The 18,772-nt window shown below is 65.3% G+C and carries 20 protein-coding genes; 9 read left to right on the forward strand and 11 right to left on the reverse strand.

Features of this window, described 5'->3' with window-relative positions; genetic code table 11:
- Position 1 precedes the first annotated feature (1 nt).
- The gene (locus tag ACNAOH_RS08915) at positions 2–787 is read right to left on the reverse strand and encodes a succinate dehydrogenase iron-sulfur subunit (RefSeq protein ID WP_443969837.1); all 786 of its coding nucleotides are present in this window, start codon (positions 785–787) and stop codon (positions 2–4) included.
- Positions 788–828: 41 nt separating this feature from the next.
- On the opposite strand from ACNAOH_RS08915, the gene ACNAOH_RS08920 reads away from it, so the two are divergent.
- The 3 genes from ACNAOH_RS08920 to ACNAOH_RS08930 are packed head-to-tail and all read left to right on the forward strand — an operon-like array spanning position 829 to position 3,492.
- Positions 829–1,725 (forward strand): diacylglycerol/lipid kinase family protein, encoded by an 897-nt coding sequence (locus ACNAOH_RS08920; RefSeq protein WP_443969838.1) that lies wholly within the window; start codon positions 829–831, stop codon positions 1,723–1,725.
- 52 nt (positions 1,726–1,777) lie between these two features.
- On the forward strand, positions 1,778–3,058 hold the full coding sequence (locus tag ACNAOH_RS08925) for a dipeptidase (protein ID WP_443969839.1): 1,281 nt from the start codon (positions 1,778–1,780) through the stop codon (positions 3,056–3,058).
- Entirely contained in the window at positions 3,055–3,492 is a 438-nt protein-coding gene (locus ACNAOH_RS08930) for a GFA family protein (protein WP_443969840.1), read from the forward strand. The genes ACNAOH_RS08925 and ACNAOH_RS08930 overlap by 4 nt, the downstream gene beginning before the upstream one ends.
- A gap of 9 nt (positions 3,493–3,501) precedes the next feature.
- Here ACNAOH_RS08930 and dapD read toward each other — a convergent pair whose 3' ends face one another.
- Positions 3,502–4,344 carry a 2,3,4,5-tetrahydropyridine-2,6-dicarboxylate N-succinyltransferase gene (gene dapD / locus ACNAOH_RS08935; RefSeq protein ID WP_443969841.1) on the reverse strand — a complete coding sequence of 281 codons (843 nt, stop codon included), beginning with the start codon at positions 4,342–4,344 and terminating at the stop codon, positions 3,502–3,504.
- The gene (locus ACNAOH_RS08940) at positions 4,344–5,027 is read right to left on the reverse strand and encodes a pyrimidine 5'-nucleotidase (RefSeq protein WP_443969842.1); all 684 of its coding nucleotides are present in this window, start codon (positions 5,025–5,027) and stop codon (positions 4,344–4,346) included. Before ACNAOH_RS08940 ends, dapD begins: the two co-directional genes overlap by 1 nt.
- Before the next feature lie 134 nt (positions 5,028–5,161).
- Here ACNAOH_RS08940 and ACNAOH_RS08945 point away from each other — a divergent pair, with 134 nt between their 5' ends.
- Positions 5,162–7,465, forward strand: a complete 2,304-nt coding sequence (locus tag ACNAOH_RS08945) for a S8 family peptidase (protein ID WP_443969843.1) — start codon at positions 5,162–5,164, stop codon at positions 7,463–7,465.
- Here ACNAOH_RS08945 and ACNAOH_RS08950 read toward each other — a convergent pair.
- From ACNAOH_RS08950 to ACNAOH_RS08975, 6 genes are all read right to left on the reverse strand, one after another.
- Complete coding sequence (locus ACNAOH_RS08950) at positions 7,462–8,358, reverse strand: EamA family transporter (RefSeq protein ID WP_443969844.1); 897 nt, start codon at positions 8,356–8,358, stop codon at positions 7,462–7,464. The genes ACNAOH_RS08945 and ACNAOH_RS08950 overlap by 4 nt on opposite strands.
- 6 nt (positions 8,359–8,364) lie before the next feature.
- Entirely contained in the window at positions 8,365–10,194 is a 1,830-nt protein-coding gene (gene cobT, locus ACNAOH_RS08955; RefSeq protein WP_443969845.1) for a cobaltochelatase subunit CobT, read from the reverse strand.
- 49 nt (positions 10,195–10,243) lie between these two features.
- The gene (locus ACNAOH_RS08960) at positions 10,244–10,645 is read right to left on the reverse strand and encodes an OsmC family protein (protein WP_443969846.1); all 402 of its coding nucleotides are present in this window, start codon (positions 10,643–10,645) and stop codon (positions 10,244–10,246) included.
- Complete coding sequence (gene cobS, locus ACNAOH_RS08965; RefSeq protein WP_443969847.1) at positions 10,642–11,649, reverse strand: cobaltochelatase subunit CobS; 1,008 nt, start codon at positions 11,647–11,649, stop codon at positions 10,642–10,644. Before cobS ends, ACNAOH_RS08960 begins: the two co-directional genes overlap by 4 nt.
- A 99-nt stretch (positions 11,650–11,748) precedes the next feature.
- Positions 11,749–13,053, reverse strand: a complete 1,305-nt coding sequence (locus tag ACNAOH_RS08970) for an Hsp70 family protein (protein WP_443969848.1) — start codon at positions 13,051–13,053, stop codon at positions 11,749–11,751.
- 73 nt (positions 13,054–13,126) lie between these two features.
- Entirely contained in the window at positions 13,127–13,750 is a 624-nt protein-coding gene (locus ACNAOH_RS08975; protein ID WP_443969849.1) for a J domain-containing protein, read from the reverse strand.
- A 68-nt stretch (positions 13,751–13,818) separates the two neighbouring features.
- Here ACNAOH_RS08975 and ACNAOH_RS08980 point away from each other — a divergent pair, with 68 nt between their 5' ends.
- The 4 genes from ACNAOH_RS08980 to ACNAOH_RS08995 all read left to right on the forward strand — a co-directional run bounded on the left by ACNAOH_RS08980 (position 13,819) and on the right by ACNAOH_RS08995 (position 17,047).
- Positions 13,819–14,103 (forward strand): BolA family protein, encoded by a 285-nt coding sequence (locus ACNAOH_RS08980; protein ID WP_443969850.1) that lies wholly within the window; start codon positions 13,819–13,821, stop codon positions 14,101–14,103.
- Complete coding sequence (locus tag ACNAOH_RS08985) at positions 14,100–14,570, forward strand: NUDIX hydrolase (protein ID WP_443969851.1); 471 nt, start codon at positions 14,100–14,102, stop codon at positions 14,568–14,570. The genes ACNAOH_RS08980 and ACNAOH_RS08985 overlap by 4 nt, the downstream gene beginning before the upstream one ends.
- Positions 14,540–15,304 (forward strand): metallophosphoesterase family protein, encoded by a 765-nt coding sequence (locus ACNAOH_RS08990; protein ID WP_443969852.1) that lies wholly within the window; start codon positions 14,540–14,542, stop codon positions 15,302–15,304. The genes ACNAOH_RS08985 and ACNAOH_RS08990 overlap by 31 nt, the downstream gene beginning before the upstream one ends.
- Positions 15,305–15,412: 108 nt before the next feature.
- The gene (locus ACNAOH_RS08995; protein ID WP_443969853.1) at positions 15,413–17,047 is read left to right on the forward strand and encodes a class I SAM-dependent methyltransferase; all 1,635 of its coding nucleotides are present in this window, start codon (positions 15,413–15,415) and stop codon (positions 17,045–17,047) included.
- A gap of 33 nt (positions 17,048–17,080) precedes the next feature.
- Here ACNAOH_RS08995 and gmk read toward each other — a convergent pair whose 3' ends face one another.
- Positions 17,081–17,782: a guanylate kinase gene (gene gmk / locus ACNAOH_RS09000; protein WP_443969854.1), complete on the reverse strand. Its 702-nt coding sequence runs from the start codon at positions 17,780–17,782 to the stop codon at positions 17,081–17,083.
- A gap of 90 nt (positions 17,783–17,872) precedes the next feature.
- Between gmk and ACNAOH_RS09005 the strand changes: the two genes are divergently transcribed.
- On the forward strand, positions 17,873–18,418 hold the full coding sequence (locus ACNAOH_RS09005) for a DUF2585 domain-containing protein (protein WP_443969855.1): 546 nt from the start codon (positions 17,873–17,875) through the stop codon (positions 18,416–18,418).
- Here ACNAOH_RS09005 and ACNAOH_RS09010 read toward each other — a convergent pair.
- Complete coding sequence (locus ACNAOH_RS09010) at positions 18,393–18,749, reverse strand: hypothetical protein (protein WP_443969856.1); 357 nt, start codon at positions 18,747–18,749, stop codon at positions 18,393–18,395. The genes ACNAOH_RS09005 and ACNAOH_RS09010 overlap by 26 nt on opposite strands.
- Positions 18,750–18,772 lie beyond the last annotated feature (23 nt).

The following is an 18,772-nucleotide window of genomic DNA, read 5'->3' on the forward strand; positions in this document are numbered from 1 at the left end:
CTCAGAGCTGGCGCTCGACCATCATCTTCTTGGTTTCGGCGATTGCCTTCGCCGGATTGAGGCCTTTGGGGCACACGTTCGCGCAGTTCATGATCGTGTGGCAGCGATAGAGGCGGAACGGGTCTTCCAGCTCGTCGAGTCGCTCGCCGGTCATCTCGTCCCGGCTATCCGCCAGCCAGCGATAGGCCTGTAGCAGAATGGCCGGACCGAGGAACTTGTCGCTGTTCCACCAGTAGCTCGGGCAGCTCGTCGAGCAGCAGGCGCACAGGATGCACTCGTAGAGCCCGTCCAGCTTCTCGCGATCTTCCGGCGACTGCAGGCGCTCCTTGCCGGCCGGCGGCGGCGTCACCGTCTTGAGCCAGGGCTGGATGGAGGCATATTGCGCATAGAAGTGCGTGAAGTCGGGGACGAGATCCTTGATCACGTCCATGTGCGGTAGCGGCGTGATCTGCACGTCGCCCTTGCAGTCCTCGATCGCGGTCGTGCAGGCGAGGCCGTTGCGGCCGTTGATGTTCATCGCGCAGGAGCCGCAGATGCCCTCGCGGCAGGAGCGCCGGAAGGTCAGGCCCGCATCCTGCTCGCTCTTCATCTTGATGAGCGCGTCGAGCACCATCGGCCCACATTCATCAAGATCAATCTCGAACGTGTCGTAGCGCGGGTTCTCGCCGGATGCCGGATCGTAGCGATAGACTTTGAACGTCTTGACCTGACCGGCTGCGTCCGGCGCCTTATGCACGACACCGGACTTGCGAACCTTGCTATTGGCGGGCAGGGAGAATTCGGCCATCTTGCTTTGTGTCCTCGCGGGCAGCCGCGTTGCTGCAATGATTGGCGGTCCCTAGCGCCAAGCCCGCCCCGGCTCAAGAGGAGGCCGCCCTGAACGGCAAATCGGTTCACTGGTTCATCGTCAACCCGCAGAGCGGCAGTTACGATGAGAGCCTTGTCAGCGCGATCCGCGACCATGCCGAATCGGCTGGCCAGCCGATTGAACGCGTGATCGAAGTGGGGACGGACGATCTGCCCGACGCGCGAATGGCGCGCGGCGTGGATCGCATTCTCGTCATGACCGGAGACGGCACGGTCAGCGCTGTGCATGAGGCGCTGTCCGGCTGGCAGGGCGAGCTTCTGGTCCTGCCCGGCGGAACGATGAACCTCCTTTCCCGCGCTCTCCATGGTGAGGCCAAGCCCCTCGAAATCATGGATGCGGTGCTGGCAGGCAAGGCGAACGCGATAACGATACCCCTTATCACCGTGGGAGAGTTCACGGCGATTTCCGGGTTGTTCGCGGGGCCGACGACTGCGTGGGGCGATGTGCGGGAGCAGCTTCGTCAGGTCGATGTCAAAGCTCTTGTGGAAACCGTTCCCCAGGCCATCGCCGCGACTCTGGGCGAGCAGTGCGTGACTGCGCACGGTGTGCCGGGAGAGTATCCGGCCTTTTATCTTCAGCCGGGCGAAGGCGGCATCACGTTGTTTGGCGTGCGCGCGGAAGGGGCGGGCGATCTGCTCGCCCATGGATGGGCCTGGCTGAAGGGAGACTTTCGCGAGGGGCCGGTGGATCGACTCGGCGTGCATGAAGCGCTGGCCATTGCCGGGAGCGAAGCAGGCGGCACGCTCTCGCTTCTTGTCGATGGCGAGAAATGCGAGACGGCCGATCCCGCGACCTTCTCCGCTGCGCAGTCGGAGATTTGCTTCCTCTCGCTGAATGGCCGCACCGACTGGCCCTGACTGGTCGACACCAAGCCATTGACGATTGCTGCGGCGCACCTAAGCTGCCTCTATGCGCCGCCAAGCCCTCACCCCCATCGCCCTGCTGCTGGCCTTCGCCAGCGCCCAGTCTCTCCATGCCGCGCCTGCGGACCCGGCCGATCCCAATCTGCCGCGTCTCAAGCGCATTCTGGCAAAGACGCCGCTGATCGACGGCCATAACGATTGGCCGATGACGCTGGCCGAGGTTGCGGGTGGCAAGCGATGGACCATGGACCTCAATCGGCTCGATCCGGTTGCCTATGATACGGATATTGCCCGGCTGCGGCAGGGTCTTGTGGGCGGCCAGTTCTGGTCGGTTTACGTCTCGGCCAATCTTCCGCCGCTCGAGCAGGTGAAGACCACGCTGGAGCAGATCGATCTCGTGAAGTCGGTCGTTGCGCGCTACCCGCAGGATTTCGCGCTGGTGCGGACCGCCGCACAGGTCCGTGCCGCGCACAAGGCCGGCAAGATCGCTTCGCTGATGGGCGCGGAGGGCGGCGGGCAGATCGACGAGAGCTTCTCGGTGCTGCGCGCCTATCATGAGTTGGGCGTGGGCTACCTCACGCTGACGCACAGCAAGACGATAAGCTGGGCAGACAGCGCCACGGATGCACCCGCGCATGACGGTCTTACCCCCTTCGGCGTTGCGGTGGTGCATGAGATGAACCGGCTCGGCATGCTGGTGGACCTCAGCCATGTCAGCGAGGCGACGATGCTGGACGCGATCGCGGCGAGCAGGGCGCCTGTGATCTTCTCCCATTCCAGCGCGCGGGGTCAGGCCGATCATCCAAGGAACGTTTCCGATCTGGTGCTGCGCAAAGTGGCAGAGAATGGCGGCGTGGTGATGGTGAATTTCGCGCCCGGCTTCGTCTCGGAACCGCTCCGCCAGTGGACCGCACAGCGTGCGGCGGAAACCGCGCGTAATGCTTCGCTGTTCCTTGGCCAGCCCGACAAGGCGAAGGCCGCGAACGATGCGTGGGCAACCGCCAATCCGGCGCCTAAGGTGACACTCGGCGTCGTCGCCGATCATGTCGATCATATCGCGAAAGTCGCAGGCTACGATCATGTCGGGCTGGGCGGCGATTATGACGGTCTGCCGGCGCTGCCGGAAGGGATGGAAGGCGTTGAGAGCTATCCGCCGCTGCTCCTCGAACTGATGAAGCGTGGCTGGACCGACGCAAACATTGCCAAGCTGGCCGGTGGCAACATATTGCGCGTGATGGAGGCGGCGGAGAAAGTCGCTGAGACAATGAAAGGCGAACCGTGGGCCTCCGGCACGGTCGCCGAACTGGACGGAACGAAGACGCAATGAGCGATGCACATTATACGGGTCATTGTAGCTGCGGCGCTGTGCGTCTGGAGATCGCAGGGGAGCCTGTGGCGATCCGCCAGTGCTGGTGCCGTCAGTGCCAGCGCATTGCGGCGGGAGGGCCAACGAACAACGCGATGTTTCGCACCGAGGATCTGAGCGTCAGCGGAGACCTCGCCGCTTCGCGCTATGTCGCGGCCAGTGGCAACACGCTTTCGCAATGGTTCTGCCCCGGCTGCGGCACGCATATCATGGGCGAAAGCTCGGCCCGGCCGCAGTTCCGCACGGTGCGCATCGGTATTCTCGATCAGTCGGGCGATCTGGCGCCAACGGCCGCAATCTGGACGGACGAGGCGCCGTCATGGGCGGCGATCGATCCCGCGCTGGAGCAGTTCTCGCATCAGCCCCCGCCGCCCGCCCCTGCGCCAGCGGGGTAACGCGGGCGATCAGTCCCGCAGCAGGTCGTTGATGCCCGTCTTGGCGCGGGTGCGCTCGTCCACGCGCTTGACGATGACGGCGCAGGCGAGGCTCGGGCCGGGCGTGCCGTCAGGCAGTGGCTTGCCGGGCAGCGATCCCGGAACGACCACCGAATAAGGCGGCACGTAGCCCGTGAAGATCTCGCCGGTCGTGCGGTCGACGATCTTGCTGGTGGAGGAGATGAACACGCCCATGGAGAGCACGGAGCCCTTGCCGATTCGCACGCCCTCGACCACTTCCGAGCGCGCGCCGATGAAGCAGTCGTCCTCGATCACCACGGGGTCGGCCTGCAGCGGCTCCAGCACGCCGCCGATGCCGACGCCGCCGGAGAGATGAACGTTCTTGCCGATCTGCGCGCAGCTCCCCACCGTCACCCAGGTATCGACCATCGTGCCTTCGTCCACGAAGGCGCCGATGTTGACGAAGCTGGGCATGAGGATGACGTTCTTCGCCACGTGGGCGCCTGCACGAACGATGCTGCCAGGCACGGCGCGGAATCCCGCCGCGCGGAATTCGGCCTCGCCCCATCCGGCGAACTTGCTCGGCACCTTGTCCCACCAGTGACCGGCGCCCGGCCCGCCGTCCACGAGCACATTGTCGTTGAGACGGAAGGAGAGCAGCACGGCTTTCTTGAGCCACTGATTGACTTTCCACCCCCCATTGCCGTCCGGCTCGGCGACACGGCCACGGCCCGAATCGAGCATGGCCAGCGCTTCGTTTACGGCTTCGCGAACCTCCCCCTTCGTGTCGGGGCCGACGTTGGCGCGGTCTTCCCAGGCAGCGTCGATGGTGGCGGAGAGTTGGTCGGTCATTAGGCGTCGTCCTGTCCCAGGATGCGCCGGAGGAACGGCGCGAGGTCGCGCGTCTCATAATCGATATAGCCGCTCTGTGAACCCCGGTCGCCGCCTTCCACGCCATTGTTGTACCAGATGGTGGTGAGGCCCAGCGCCTTGGCGGGCGCTAGATTGCGCGCCATGTCCTCGAAGAATGCGGCGCGCGAGGGTTCGACGCCGTGGTTGTCGATCAGCAGGGCGTAGCCTTGCGGATCGGGCTTGGGACGGAATCCGGCGGCGCGAATATCGTGCACCGCTTCGAAAAGAGGCGTGAGGTCCAGCGCATCGAGCACGCGTGCGGCATAATGCGCGTCGCCGTTGGTGTGGACCAGCCGCCGTCCCGGCAGGGCAGCAAGAGTGCGTATCAGTTCGGGATCGGGCGACAACCGGTCGAGTGGAATGGCGTGTACTTCGTCGAGAAAATGGCCGGGATCGACTCCATGGTTGGCCATCAGCCCAGCCAGGGTTGCGCCATGCTCGTGGTAGAAGCCTTTCTGGATATCCCGCGCTTGGGCGAGGTCGCAGCCGAGCAGCCGGGCGACATAGGCGGTCATCCGCTCCTCGATCAGCTCGAATAGGTCGCAGGATGGCGGATAAAGCGTGTTGTCGAGATCGAAGATCCAGGTGTCGATATGAGCGAAGGCAGGATCGATCGACGCCATGCTCTCGTTGTGGAGAGCAAGTGTCGCCTCGGCAAGCGCCGTATGTGCGAGCTACGGCTCATCCCGCTGGGAAGGGGCTGTTAACCAAAGTCCGCTACTGCCGCTCCATGGGCGAGAAGAGAGGCAGAGCAATTATGCGGCTGACAGCAAGCTCAGGCATGATGGTGATCGCCCTGACGCTGGCGGGCTGTGGTGGCGGCGGAGGCGTATCATCGACCCCCGCTCCATCACCCGGCCAATCGCCATCACCCACTCCGTCACCCACGCCTTCCCCTCCCGCGGCTTCGACGATCAACTACAATACGGCGGAGTATCAGCGCTCCTCGGCGTCCTATCATGGCGCGATCGCGGCCTATCAGGCGGGTGCGAGCGGGGCTGGCATCATGGTCGGCGTGGTGGACAGCGGCGTGTCGGACCCCAATGGCGAGCTTGGCGCCCGGCTGAGCCCGCTGTCCCGCGATTTCGCAGGCAACAGCTCTGCGTCCGACGAGAGCGGACATGGTACTGCGGTTGCGCAGGTCATCGCCGGCGCACGCAATAATCAGCTCAGCATGGGCATGGCGTGGGGCGCATCGGTGCTCGGGCTGCGGGCCGACACGCCGGGCTCCTGCTCCACGAAGACGACCGAAAATACCAGCGGCTGCACGTTCGCAAGCAGCGCGATGGCAAGCGCGGTGGATTATGCCCGGCAGCAGGGCGCACGCGTCATCAACATGTCGCTCGGCGGTGGCGCTGCGGGCGGCTCTCTTGCTCAGGCGGTGAGCAGAGCAACAGCGGCGGGTATCATCATTGTCATTTCTGCCGGTAACGACAAGGAAGCGGCGCCCGATGCGCTGGCGCGTTCCCTCGCCGCGCCCAATGTGTCGCGAGGCCTCGTCATCATCGCAACCTCCGTGGACAATAAGGACGCCCATAGTAGTTTCGCCAATGGCGCGCAGGGCTACGAGCAGACCACCATCTCGGCGCTGGGCGAGCGCGTGCTCTCTTTCGATCACACCGGCGCCCAGCTTCTTTATTCGGGCACGTCCTTTGCGGCGCCGCAGATTGCGGGCGCTGTGGCGCTGATCGCGCAGGCCTTCCCCAATCTCACGCCTGCGGAGGTCGTGCAGCTCATCCTCACGACTGCGCGGGACGCAGGCGCGAGTGGTCCCGATGCCGTGTTCGGGCGCGGAATTCTCGATCTCGCCCGTACCTTCCAGCCCGTGGGCTCTTCCAGCCTCGCGGGCAGCGCCGTGCCGGTCTCCACAAGCGACACATCGACGCTTTCAAGCGCGATGGGCGATGCGAGCAGCGCGACCGGGCAGGCGCTCGGTGCGGTGATGCTGGATGGCTATGGCCGCGCTTTCGGTATCGATCTCGGTTCTAGCTTACGGGTCCGGACGGCCCGGCCTGCGCTTGGCCCGGCGTTCGGCATGCGCACACGTCAGGTGGCGGGAGGCAACGGCGCGCTAAGCATCACTGCGTCGATCGCACCGGGCCGCAATGGGCAAATCACGACGCAGGCGCTCGATCTGACCCGTGCCGACGCGGCGACCGCGCAATTGCTCTCCGCCCGGATCGTCGCTGCGCTCGGGCCGGACACGCGCTTTGCGCTCGGCATCTCGCGGGATACTGGCGCACTGCTGCAGACGGGCACGGATGGCTCGTCGGTCGTTCCCTTTCTGGTGGCGGGCGAGGCGCTGGGCGATCTCGGGCAGGATTTGCGCGCGGATGCTCAGCTCTCCGTCAGTCACCGCCTGTCCAGTGCTCTCACGCTCCACGGCGCAATGACGACAGGCGCTGCCAGCCGGTGGGATCGCCGGGGCCGTGTTACCGACAGCGCGACACTGCGTCCCGCACGCTATCAAAGCGCGGAGGTGGGTATCATAGCGGTTGCCGGCCCTCTGCTCGCCTCGCTTGCCGGCGAAATGGTGAACGAGGAAGGCAGCCTGCTGGGCGCACGTCTCGCGCCGGCATTTGGCGGCCAGTCGGCGCGGAGTATGTTCGCGGAAGTCAGGCTGGCGATCGAGCCCATCGAGGGTTTCACGCTCTCTGGCGGCTGGCGGCGCGGCTGGACCCGCGCCGCAGCGGGTGGCGCTCTCATCAATGGGGGCTTGTTGAAAAGCGAAAGCTGGTCAGCCGACGCCAGTCTGCGCAATGTTCTGGCTATCGGGGATGTCGGCGGACTCCGGTTCTCTGCCCCGCTGCGTGTGACGCACAGCCGTTTCGATCTCACCCTGCCTGTCGCTTATGACTGGCAAAGCGGTCTCGTCGAAACGCGGACGTCCCGGCTGGACCTCTCCCCCACTGGACGTGAGCGCAATGCCGAGCTGGTCTACGGCCTTTCTCTGGCGGGCGGCTGGATCGACGGTCATCTCTACTGGCGGCGCGATGCGGGTAACATCGCCGTCATGCCGGATGATTTCGGATCGGCCCTGCGCTGGACGGTGGGGTTCTAGAGCGCCTGCGTCATCAGCAGAGCAATGCCGCTGATCACAAGCACCATACCCATCCACTCCCGCGTGCTGAGCGTGCCTCCGCTTACATGCCGGTTGAAAAATCCCGCTACAGGCATTTCGATCAGACCGAGCGTGCGAACGTTCGCTGCAGCCGAAAGTGAAAGCGCGACGTTCCACCCAGCGGTCGCCAGCGCGCCCAGAAATCCGGCGGTGAGGCTCTGCCGCCAGATGCGCAGCGAGCCGACGAAGGCAGGGCGATCGAACGGAGCGAGATACAGCCCCAGCACCAGCGTTTGTACGGCCATCACCACGGCAAGCACGGTGAGAGCCCGCATGAAAAACCCGCCGCCCTCCATGGAGACGATTGCGCCGCGCAACGCGACAGACGCGAGGCCGAAGAAAGCGCCCGCGCCGATGCCAAATGCCATGGGCCGGCCCTCACGCAGCAAGTCCCGCCAGCTGCGCGGATCGACCGAGACGACGAGGATGCCGATCGTCGCAATGACGATCCCGGTCCAGGCCAGCAGCGTCAGCTGGTCGCCCAGCAGCAACACACCGAACAGCGCCACGAGAATCGGCTCGGACTTGATATAGGCATAGGCCACGCCAAAGGCGCGCTGTGCCATCGCGACCAGCATCAGCGCCGTAGCAGCGATCTGGGTGAGAGCGCCGAGCAGCGCGTAGCTCCATGCTTCAGCGGTGAAGTGCGGCAGGGGACCTCCCAGCAGCGCCCATGCCACCAGCCAGAAGAGACAGGCGAAGGGCAGCCCGAACACGAACCGCACCTGCGTCGCGCCGAGCGTGCCGATCTGGCTTCGGAGGTTCGCCTGCAGGCCGTTACGCGCCACCTGCGCCGCCGCCGCAAGGAGCGTCGCGGGGATCCACCAGAGCACGACTCGTCAGTCCTCGTCGAACAGGCCGGCGAGCTGCTCGACCATCGTGCCGCCGAGCTGCTCGGCATCCATGATGGTGACGGCGCGGCGATAATAGCGCGTCACGTCATGGCCGATGCCGATGGCGACGAGCTGGACGGGAGACCGCGTTTCGATCCACTCGATTACTTGCCGCAGATGGCGCTCGAGATAGGTTCCACTGTTGACCGAAAGCGTCGAATCGTCGACCGGCGCTCCATCTGAGATGACCATGAGGATGCGCCGCTCTTCCCGCCGCGCAATGAGGCGGCCATGTGCCCAGAGCAGCGCTTCGCCGTCGATATTCTCCTTGAGCAGCCCCTCGCGCATCATGAGGCCCAGATTGGTGCGAGCGCGGCGCCAGGGCTCGTCGGCCTGCTTGTAGATGATGTGGCGCAGGTCGTTGAGGCGCCCGGGCGTCGCCGGTCGGCCGGCGGCGAGCCAGTCCTCGCGGGAAAGCCCGCCTTTCCACGCCCGCGTGGTGAAGCCCAGTATTTCGGTTTTGACCCCGCAGCGCTCCAGCGTGCGCGCCATGATGTCGGCGCTGATCGCGGCGATGCCGATCGGCCGGCCGCGCATCGAACCGCTATTGTCGATGAGCAGGGTCACCACCGTGTCGCGGAATTCCGTGTCGCGCTCAGTCTTGTAGGAGAGGGACTGGCCGGGGCTGACGACCACGCGCGCCAGCCGCGCGGCGTCGAGCAGGCCTTCTTCCTGATCGAAGTCCCAGCTGCGCAGCTGCTGCGCCATCAGGCGGCGCTGGAGCCGGTTCGCGAGCTTGGTGACGACGCCCTGAAAATGGGCGAGTTGCTGGTCGAGGAAGCCGCGCAGCCGGGTCAGTTCGTTGGCGTCGCACAGGTCGCCGGCCGCAACGATCTCGTCGTGGGCCGTTGTGAAGGCGCGATAGTTGAAGTCCGGGGGAAGATCCGACCAGGGCCGGTTGGGGCGGACAGGCAGCATGCCTTCCTCCGTGCCGTCACCAGCCTCGTCATCGCCGTCTCCGTCGACTTCCTCGTCGATTTCCTGCTCGTCTTCGCTACCGTCGTTCTCGCCCTCCTCCCGGTCGCGGGCCTCGGCGCGGGCGTCGCTGTCTCCCTCGGGCTCGGGGGTGTCATCCTCCCCGCCCTCGTCCTGTTCGTCCTGTTGCTCGCTTTCTTCCTCATCGGGCGCGGGTTGTTCGTTCTGCGGTTCGGCTGCGACAAGGTCGAGATGCTGGAGCAGGTTTCGGGTTAGCTGCTGGAAGGCGCGCTGGTCGTCGAGCGCAAGACCCAGCGCGTCGAGATCGCCCCCTGCCTTCTCTTCGATCCAGTCGCGCACGAGGTCCACGCCCGCGCGCGCGGCCTCTGGCGGGGGAGTGCCCGTCAGCCGTTCGCGCACCAGCAGGGAAAGCGCCGTCGCGAGCGGCACTTCGTCAGCCTTGCGTGCATGGAGGAGCGGATCGGTGGCGAGACGCAGGTCGAGCGCGGCTGCCAGATTGGCCCGCATGCCCGCCATGGCGCGTGCGCCGATCGCCTCGACACGGGCCTGTTCGATCGCGTCATAGGCTGCGCGCGCGATCGGCTCGGCGGGCGCGACCGCGCCGTGCAGCCTGGCGTCGTGATGACGCAGGCGCAGGGCGAAGGAGTCGGCATATCCGCGGGCAAGGGCAATCTGGCCGGGCGGAAGCGTGCGTCCCGGCGCCGGTACTTTCAGGCTCTTGCCGGTCGCGTGAGGCATGTCCGCCGTGAAGCCCAGCTCCACCTCGGCGTCCCGCGCGATCGCGCGGGCCGTCCCGGTCAGCACATCCTTGAAAGCGTCGAGAGGCGAGCGATCGGCCATGGCACCGGGGCTGGGGGAGGCACCGGCTCATGTCAAGCCGGGACGGGTCTCAGACGTAAGGAATCGCGATCGTCTCGATCTCGGTCTTCACTTCGCTCATCAGCTTGTGGACCGGGCATTTCGCCGCCACCTCGATGAGCTTGGCATGCTCCTGCGCGGAGAGATCGCCGCCGATCGCGATCCGCGTCGTAAGCCTGTAGACGCCATCGCGTTCGTGGGCAGCGTCGCGTTGCACGCCGACATGAATGTCATCGAGCGCAATGCCCTTGCGCTGGGCGTACCAGAGCATCGTCATGGCCTTGCACGCGCCAAGCGCGGCATCATAGAGGTCATGCGGGTCAGGCCCGGCGTCCTCGCCATCGGGCAGGGACATGTCGGCCACCAGCTCATGCGCGCGGATTGTGATCCGGTGAGCCGTGCCGTCCGACGCGATCCGCTCGACGACGATCATGCGTTTCGGCCGACGATACTCTCGGGCAGATCCTTGCCGAAGACACGCTGATAATATTCCGCCACCAGCGGCCTCTCGGCCTCGTCGCACTTGTTGAGGAAGGAGAGGCGGAAAGCGAAGCCGACATCCTTGAAGATGAGCGCGTTTTGCGCCCACGAGATGACCGTGCGTGGGCTCATCACTGTCGAGATGTCGCCGTTGATGAAGCCCTGGCGGGAAAGCTCCGCCACCTTGATCATGTTCTCCACTTCCTTGCGACCGCCCTCATGGTCATACTCGCCGGACTTGGCGAGGACGATCTGGGCCTCCGTGGCGGCCGGCAGATAGTTGAGCGTCACCACCAGATTCCAGCGGTCCATCTGGCCTTGGTTGATCTGCTGGGTGCCATGATAGAGCCCGGTCGTGTCGCCGAGGCCCACGGTGTTCGCGGTCGCAAACAGGCGGAAATAGGGATTGGGCCGGATCACGCGGTTCTGGTCGAGCAGGGTCATCTTGCCGTCCGTCTCCAGCACGCGCTGGATAACGAACATCACGTCCGGCCGGCCGGCGTCATACTCGTCGAAGACGAGCGCGACCGGACGTTGCAGCGCCCAGGGCAGCAGCCCTTCCTTGAACTCGGTGACCTGCTGGCCGTCCTTGAGCACGATCGCGTCGCGCCCGACCAGGTCGATACGGCTGATATGCGCGTCGAGGTTGATGCGGATGCACGGCCAGTTGAGGCGCGCGGCGATCTGCTCGATATGTGTGGACTTGCCGGTGCCGTGATAGCCCTGCACCATCACGCGCCGGTTGAAGGCGAAGCCGGCCAGAATCGCCAGCGTGGTGTCGGGATCGAACACATAGGCCGGGTCGAGGTCCGGCACGCGCTCGTCCGCTTCGCTGAAGGCGGGCACTTCCATGTCGATGTCGACGCCGAAGAGGTCGCGCGCGCTCACCTTGCGGTCGGGCGCGTCCATCAGCGTCTCGCTGCGCATATCGGGCTGGGCGTTGGGGATGTCGGTCATGTCGTCGCGTCTCCGGGCACCTTGGAGTCCCTCAACCGAAGGGGGCAAGCGCCTGTCGATAGAGCGGGTATCGGGGCTGTCTACCCCTTTCTGCATGGGTCAGGCTGCCCAGGCGGCGAGATTCTCCTCCTGCCCGATGAGCGCGAGGCCATGGGCGATCGACGTCAGTTCACCACCGCTTGCGATGCGTCCGGATGTGAAGCGGCGCTCGAAAATCGTGCGAATCGCCGGAATGAGCGAAGAGCCGCCGGTGAGGAACACGCGGTCGATCCGGTCGGCGGTCATGGCGGCGTCGGCAAGGGCGCGGTCCACCGTTTCTTCGATGCGGGCGATGTCCGGTGCGATCCAGCGCTCGAAATCTGCGCGTTTGACCTCGGCTTCGATCAGCATGTCGCCTGCTTCGAAGCGGAACTGCGCCGTCTCTGCGTCAGACAAGGCGCGCTTCAGCGTGCCGACCGAATCATAGAGTCGATAGCCCAGTTCCTGCTCGATGACGCGGATCATCCGGCCGATCGCGTCGGGATCATGGGCTGCGCGCTGGAGGCGGTGCAATTCCTCCAGGGTGCGACGGTTACGCATCAGCGCAAGGCGCGACCAATCCGCGAAATCGGCGAAATAGCTGCGCGGGATTTCCAGCGCCTTGCCGAGCGAGTCATATGTGCCGCCCTTGCCCAGCATCGGCAGCACGAGATGATCGACAATGCGATAGTCGAACCGGTCGCCTGCGATGCCGATGCCTGCTGATCCGAGCGGTTCGCACCGGCGCGTTGCGGTGGGGGCGGCGATCCGCACGATGGAGAAGTCGCTGGTGCCGCCGCCAAAGTCCGCGACGAGGATGGTCGCGGGTTCGGTCAGTCGGCTGGCATAGCTGAAGGCCGCGCCGAGGGGCTCATAGACATAATGAATGCTGGCACCGAAGTCCTGGAACATGGCGTCATAGCGCCGCCGAGCCAGAGCTTCGTCGGGCCTCGACCCGGCATATCGCACCGGGCGGCCGACCACGATTCGCTCTGGCCGCTTGTCGAGCGTGCCGCCGGCATGGGCGATCAGGCGGTTGAGGAAGGTCTGGCCGAGCGCCTCGAAGCTCATCCGCTTCTCGAAGACGCTGGCGGTCTCGAACAACGGGCTGGCGGCGACTGACTTGAAGGACTGGATGAAACGCGCGCCTTCGGGATAGCCGAGATATTCGGCGATCGCCCACGGCCCGGCTTCATGCGCGATGCCACCGGGCACATCGTCATGCCAGAAGCAGAGGGCGGAGCGAAACACAGCGCCCGTCGCCCTGTCGCCGGCAAAGTCGACGAGACGTGACTGCTGCTCGTGAGCGAGCGCCACGACGCTGTTAGTGGTGCCGAAATCAAGGCCCAGCGACTCGGGCATACCGGTCACGGCAACATCTGACATGGGGTGATACTCCGGCCGCGGGGCCGGGCGCTATGGCAGCGCGGGCGACCAGCGGCAAGGCCGGAACCTCACCTCAGGCGAAGGCGGGGGCCTTGCGGAGATGGGCATAGGCAGCGAGCACATCCTGCAGGGCGTGCTCATGGCCCCGGTCGCCCCCATTGTGGTCGGGATGATAGCGGCGCACCAGTTCAGTGTAGCGGGTGCGCAGACTCTTGCGGTCTGCATCGGCAGAGAGGCCGAGCGTGCCAAGCGCCTTGCGGTCCTCGACGGAAAGCGGCTTGCCGTCCGCGCGAGGGCGCTCGGCTTCCATGCGTGCCCGGAAGCGCGCGCCGATCGCGTCGAGCGGATCGGTAAAGTCGGCCCAGCGCGGGGGCGGCGTGCCTGTAGCGGCATTGGCGGAGAATGCCCGCGTCTCACGCTCCCACCCTGCATAAGGGCGCTGCGCCGCTTCGATCTCTTCGGCGTCCATACCCCGGAAGAAGTTATATTGCTGGTTGAAGCTGCGGATGTGCTCCAGGCAGAACCAGCGCCATTGCGGCGGTCCATCGGCCGCGCGGCGCAGCTGCTCGGGCGGCGCGCGGAACTCGCCCGGCTCCGTGCATCCTTCTGTGGTGCAGATGTGCGGCTCGCCCTCGACCCGCCCGTGAAACCGGCCGGATGAGCGCGTCTCGCCCCTTGATGCCCTGTCCTTCGTCAATCCCTATTCCTGAAACTGATATGGGGCAGCGGGCTGTCGCGTCCCGCCGATCCGCCTATATAGGGAGAATGATGAACCATTCACTAGGCCCGGTGGGGCAGGACATTCAGGCGCGGCTGGAAGCGGCCCTTTCTCCAGACTATCTGGCAGTCATCGATGACAGCGAAAAGCATCGCGGTCATGCCGGTCATGATGCGCGCGGGGAAAGTCACTTCACCGTGGAGATCGTCGCGGCCGCGTTCGCCGGCCAGTCCCGTGTCGCGCGCCAGCGCGCTGTCAATGCTGCGCTGGGCGATCTGCTGGTCGAGCGCGTCCATGCCCTTGCGATCAAGGCGCGGGCGCCGGGGGAATGACGGCAGTTGCCTCGCCCGAGCCTGTGCGCGCTTTGCGTCCGGCTGCGCGGTTGCTCGTTACCGACCCCGCCGGGCGACTGCTCATGTTCCGGTTCACGCCTGCCGATCGGCCGCCCTTCTGGTGCACGCCGGGCGGCGCGCTCGATCCGGGTGAGAGCTATGCGGCGGCGGCACGGCGTGAACTGCTGGAAGAAACGGGGATCAACGCTGATCCCGGTGCCGAAATCGCGGTGCGGCATGTCCAGTTCGTCACCCTTCTGGGCGTGCCGGTGGATGCGGAAGAGCGCTATTACCATGTCCGCGCCGGCAGTGCGGCGATCGACACCGCGCGTCATACCGATCTCGAACGAGCCGTAATGCTCACGCATCGCTGGTTTAAACCCGACGAACTGGTCCGGCTTGAGGAGGCCTGGTTCCCGGAGGATCTTGCCGAATTGTGGCAGCAGGTGCTGACGGCGCCAGCCTGATGCGCATTGCTGTCCTCTCCGATATTCACGGCAATCTCCCGGCGCTGGAGGCGGTGCTTGCCGATATCGAGAGGCATGGCGTCGATCAGATCGTCAATCTGGGGGACAGTCTTTCGGGACCGCTCTGGCCGGCCGAAACCGCCGCGCGCCTGATCGCGCTCGATCTCCCGACGATCGCGGGCAATCACGAGCGCCAGCTGCTCACCGAGGCGCGCGAAACGATGTGCGAATCGGATCGGTTCGCGGCCGAGCGGCTGGACGATGCCGCGTGGCGTTGGCTGGCCAGCCTGCCGCCGACGCGCGATCTCCCGCCGGATGCACTGATGGTGCATGGCACGCCGGACAGCGATCTGGATGGTTTTCTCGAGACGGTGACGCCCACCGGTGCGCGGCCCGCGACCATTGCCGAAGTGGTGGAGCGCACCAGCGGCAGCGACGCGGCTCTCATTCTGTGCGGTCATACCCATATGCCGCGGATCGTCGCTTTGGCGGATGGGCCTCTCTTCGTGAATCCGGGCAGTGTCGGCCTGCCAGCCTATCGGGCTGACTGGCCGCATCCGCATGTCATGGAAACGGGATCGCCACACGCCCGCTATGCGCTCGTGACGCGGTACGAGGGGGGCTGGTACGCGGAGCTTCGCCGTGTCGGCTATGACTGGAGACGCGCCGCTGCCAAGGCGGATGCAGAGGGCCGGTCGGACTGGTCCGGGCCGCTGCGCACTGGTTTCGCCTGAGGCCGTCGCTGGCGCCCTTCATGGTAGGGGCCTGTTAACCACATCTCGTTACGTCCCTTCCGCAAAGCTGGCCGCGACGCGCGCGATCCGGCCGAAGGGGGAAAATCCATGTGGAATGAAGGCTATGTCTCCGAGATCGACTATGTGTTCGGCTATTTCCCGGAGATGTCCCCGGCGCGGCTGAAGCTGGCGCTGCTTTCGCGCGGCGTCGGGCACACTGTCTCCACTTCGCCCAGCTATCTTGAGTTGGGTTTCGGTCAGGGGCTTTCGCTGGCGATCAACGCGACGACGGCGTCCGGCGACTATTACGGCACGGATTTCAATCCGAGTCAGGCCGGCAACGCAATGCGGTTCGCGCAGGCGAGCGGCAAGCCCGTCCACATTTTCGATGACAGCTTCGAAGCCTTTGCGGCGCGTGACGATCTTCCCGCCTTCGATGTGATCGCGCTTCATGGCATCTGGTCATGGGTTTCGGACAAAGGGCGTGAGGCGATCCTGAAGATCGTCGATGAACGGCTGAAGCCCGGCGGCATGCTCTATATGAGCTACAATGTCGTGCCGGGCTGGTCGCCCCTCATGCCGCTGCGCCACCTCCTTTGGGAGCATCATCAGCGTGCCGGATCAGGCGGTGTAGTCAGCCGCATGGACGCGGCGCTCGCCTTCGTCGATCAGGTGCGAAACATGGGCACTGGCTATTTCGGCGCGCAGCCCGGCGCGTCCGGCTGGCTCGATGTCATGAAGGGGCAGGACCGCAACTATCTGGCGCATGAGTATTTCAATGCGCAGTGGCGGCCGGAGAGCTTTGCCGATGTGAGCGACAGGCTAGCCGGCGTGAAACTGACTTACGGCGCGTCGGCAAACATCCTGGAGAATATTGCCGAGCGTTATCTGCCACCCGAGATGACCGCGATGCTCGCTACGGTCGAAGATCCGACCCTGCGCGAGCTCACCAAGGATTTCCTCGTCAATCGCAAGTTCCGCACGGATGTCTTCGTGAAGGGCGCGCGCGCGCTCACTGCAAACGAGGTATCCGACACCATGTGTACGGCAAGCTTCGTGCGGACCGGGCTTATCGAAACACTCCCCTCTTCGCTCAACTTCAGCTTTGGTGAGGTGCCCTTACGGACGGACATCTTCGAACCGATCGCGCGCTTCATGGAGGAAGCGGAGGGTGGCGTCGCCAGCTTCGTCGAATTGTGCAGCGTCGCGAAGCAAACGGATATGCATGCCGATCAGCTCATCGAGGCGCTGATGGCGCTGGTGGGCACGGGCTACCTCGCCCTCGCGACCGATTCGGACACGATTGCGGAAGATTACTTCGCGTCGCTCCGGTTCAACCGCGAGATGTGCCGGCAGGCCCGCTATAGCGGTCAGGCGCAGTATCTCGCCGCACCGGGCATCGGCGCCGGCATCAAGGTCGGCCGGCTGGAACTCATCGCCCTCCATGCGCTGGCGAGCGGATTTGAGGACGTGGCCGAATATATGCTCGAAACCCTGCAGGGTCAGCACGAGACGGTGCAGATCAACGGCGCCCCCGCCGGCAGCGATCAGGAAGCGCTGGAGCACCTGCGTCTCATTGCAGAAGGCGTGCAGGCCGAACTTCTGCCCAAGCTCGAGCGGCTGGGGGCAGTGGCGACATGTGACGGCAATCCCTTCGCCGTGCCGACCATCGAGCTGGCTGCGAGCGATCCCGCACTCTCTGGGCTTATCGACAATGGCGGGGCTTTGCCGATGACCGCCTGAGCGCGTCTGGCCGGCTTCGTGCCGGCCCGCCGTTCAGATTTCCATGTTTCCGAGCTTGCGAATGAACCCGATCAGGCCCGTCTGTCGGCTGCGCTTCAGCCGCTCGGCCTGCAGGATCGTGCGCACCTTGGTGAAGCAGCTGTCCGCGTCGTCATTGACGAGCACATAGTCATAGCCGTCCCAGTGGGCGATCTCGCCCTGCGCACGGGCCATGCGCCGGTCGATCACGTCATCGGCGTCCGTCGCCCGGCCGCGCAGTCGCCGCTCCAGCTCGATCATCGAGGGCGGCAGAATGAACACGCGCACCACGTCTCCACCGGCAATCTGGTGAAGCTGCTGGGCGCCCTGCCAGTCGATATCGAAAAGGACGTCCCGGCCTTCGCTCAGCATTTCCTCTACGGCCGCCCGCGGCGTGCCGTAGCGGTGATCGAAGACATGCGCCCATTCCAGGAACTGATTGTCCGAAACCATGTCCTTGAAGGTCGCGAGATCGACGAAGTGATAGTCCTTGCCGTCCACTTCGCCGGGGCGCGGCGAGCGCGTGGTCGCGGAGACGGACATTTCCAGCGAGGGATCGTCAGCGAGCAGCTTGCGCGCGATCGTCGATTTGCCTGCGCCGGAAGGCGAGGACAGGACGAAGAGGACGCCGCGCCGTCGCAGACCATGCGGATCGGCCTCGGTGCTCGATCGACGCCGGGGCGCCGCGGCGATGCTGTCTTGGATTTTGCTCGTCATCGGAATTTGCCCTAGTGACGCGGTGCAGGGGCGGCGTCAACGGGGGTGTGGATGGCAGGGGGCGGGCATAGTCTCGATATGAGGAAGGCGATGGCCTTCGCAGTCGCTGCCGGGCTGTTAATTGCGACCATCGCGGTGCTTTATGCCATGGGCCGGGTGCCGATCTGCACGTGCGGTGCGGTGCGCCTGTGGGGGGGCGGCGTGAACACGCCCGACAACAGCCAGCAGATCGCGGACTGGTACAGCTTCAGCCACATCATTCACGGGATGATCTTCTATGCGGCGCTGCACTGGCTGCTGCCGCGCGCATCCGTCCCGTGGCGCCTCACCATCGCGGTGGCGATCGAGTGCGGATGGGAAATTCTGGAAAATTCGCCGATCATCATCGATCGCTACCGCGCCGCCACCATCGCCATTGGCTATACGGGCGACTCCATTCTCAACAGCGTGAGCGATGTGCTGATGATGGCGCTGGGCTTCCTCATCGCCTTTCGTCTGCCCTGGCGATGGACCCTCGCCCTCGCGATCCTTTTCGAGATCGGCACGCTCATCATCATCCGGGACAATCTGGCGCTCAACATTCTCATGCTGGTCTCACCGATCGACGCGATCAGGGAGTGGCAGGCCGCTCTTTGATCCGGCCGCGCCCGCGCAGGCTGGTCGTGCTCCGCCGCTGATCGGTGAGCAGCTTCGGCTGCCTCTTCTGGTCGATTTCGTGTCGTGCCTTGTAGAGCTTGCGCGCAAGATAGGCGCCGGTCACGAGCATCGCGCCCATGGGGTAGCGCATGATGAGCCGTTTGGCGCCCACGCCGGCGGCAAGGCCCAGCACGCCCTTATTGCCCGTTGCAGCCGCCACGCGCGCCACGATCATGGTCGCGCCCAGCTGGGACGCTTTTCTGAGCAGGCTCGGCTTTTTGGGCGGGCGGACGACGACTGGCGGCTCCGCGGTTTTGACTCTCTTCGGCATGGCGGTCCCCTTTTGTCCTGGCC

The sequence above is a fragment of the Sphingobium sp. CR28 genome, assembly GCF_052327305.1.
Lineage (GTDB): Bacteria > Pseudomonadota > Alphaproteobacteria > Sphingomonadales > Sphingomonadaceae > Sphingobium.

Bases quoted from the DNA above. Each gene is read 5' to 3' on its own strand.
- ACNAOH_RS08995 (WP_443969853.1), top strand. From the start codon at position 15,413: ATGTGGAATGAAGGCTATGTCTCCGAGATCGACTATGTGTTCGGCTAT.
- ACNAOH_RS08985 (WP_443969851.1), top strand. From the start codon at position 14,100: ATGACGGCAGTTGCCTCGCCCGAGCCTGTGCGCGCTTTGCGTCCGGCT.
- ACNAOH_RS08960 (WP_443969846.1), bottom strand. From the start codon at position 10,645: ATGATCGTCGTCGAGCGGATCGCGTCGGACGGCACGGCTCACCGGATC.
- dapD (WP_443969841.1), bottom strand. From the start codon at position 4,344: ATGACCGACCAACTCTCCGCCACCATCGACGCTGCCTGGGAAGACCGC.
- ACNAOH_RS08915 (WP_443969837.1), bottom strand. From the start codon at position 787: ATGGCCGAATTCTCCCTGCCCGCCAATAGCAAGGTTCGCAAGTCCGGT.
- ACNAOH_RS08945 (WP_443969843.1), top strand. From the start codon at position 5,162: ATGCGGCTGACAGCAAGCTCAGGCATGATGGTGATCGCCCTGACGCTG.
- ACNAOH_RS09010 (WP_443969856.1), bottom strand. From the start codon at position 18,749: ATGCCGAAGAGAGTCAAAACCGCGGAGCCGCCAGTCGTCGTCCGCCCG.
- ACNAOH_RS08925 (WP_443969839.1), top strand. From the start codon at position 1,778: ATGCGCCGCCAAGCCCTCACCCCCATCGCCCTGCTGCTGGCCTTCGCC.
- ACNAOH_RS08970 (WP_443969848.1), bottom strand. From the start codon at position 13,053: ATGTCAGATGTTGCCGTGACCGGTATGCCCGAGTCGCTGGGCCTTGAT.
- cobS (WP_443969847.1), bottom strand. From the start codon at position 11,649: ATGACCGACATCCCCAACGCCCAGCCCGATATGCGCAGCGAGACGCTG.
- cobT (WP_443969845.1), bottom strand. From the start codon at position 10,194: ATGGCCGATCGCTCGCCTCTCGACGCTTTCAAGGATGTGCTGACCGGG.
- ACNAOH_RS09005 (WP_443969855.1), top strand. From the start codon at position 17,873: ATGGCCTTCGCAGTCGCTGCCGGGCTGTTAATTGCGACCATCGCGGTG.
- gmk (WP_443969854.1), bottom strand. From the start codon at position 17,782: ATGACGAGCAAAATCCAAGACAGCATCGCCGCGGCGCCCCGGCGTCGA.
- ACNAOH_RS08940 (WP_443969842.1), bottom strand. From the start codon at position 5,027: ATGGCGTCGATCGATCCTGCCTTCGCTCATATCGACACCTGGATCTTC.
- ACNAOH_RS08930 (WP_443969840.1), top strand. From the start codon at position 3,055: ATGAGCGATGCACATTATACGGGTCATTGTAGCTGCGGCGCTGTGCGT.
- ACNAOH_RS08980 (WP_443969850.1), top strand. From the start codon at position 13,819: ATGATGAACCATTCACTAGGCCCGGTGGGGCAGGACATTCAGGCGCGG.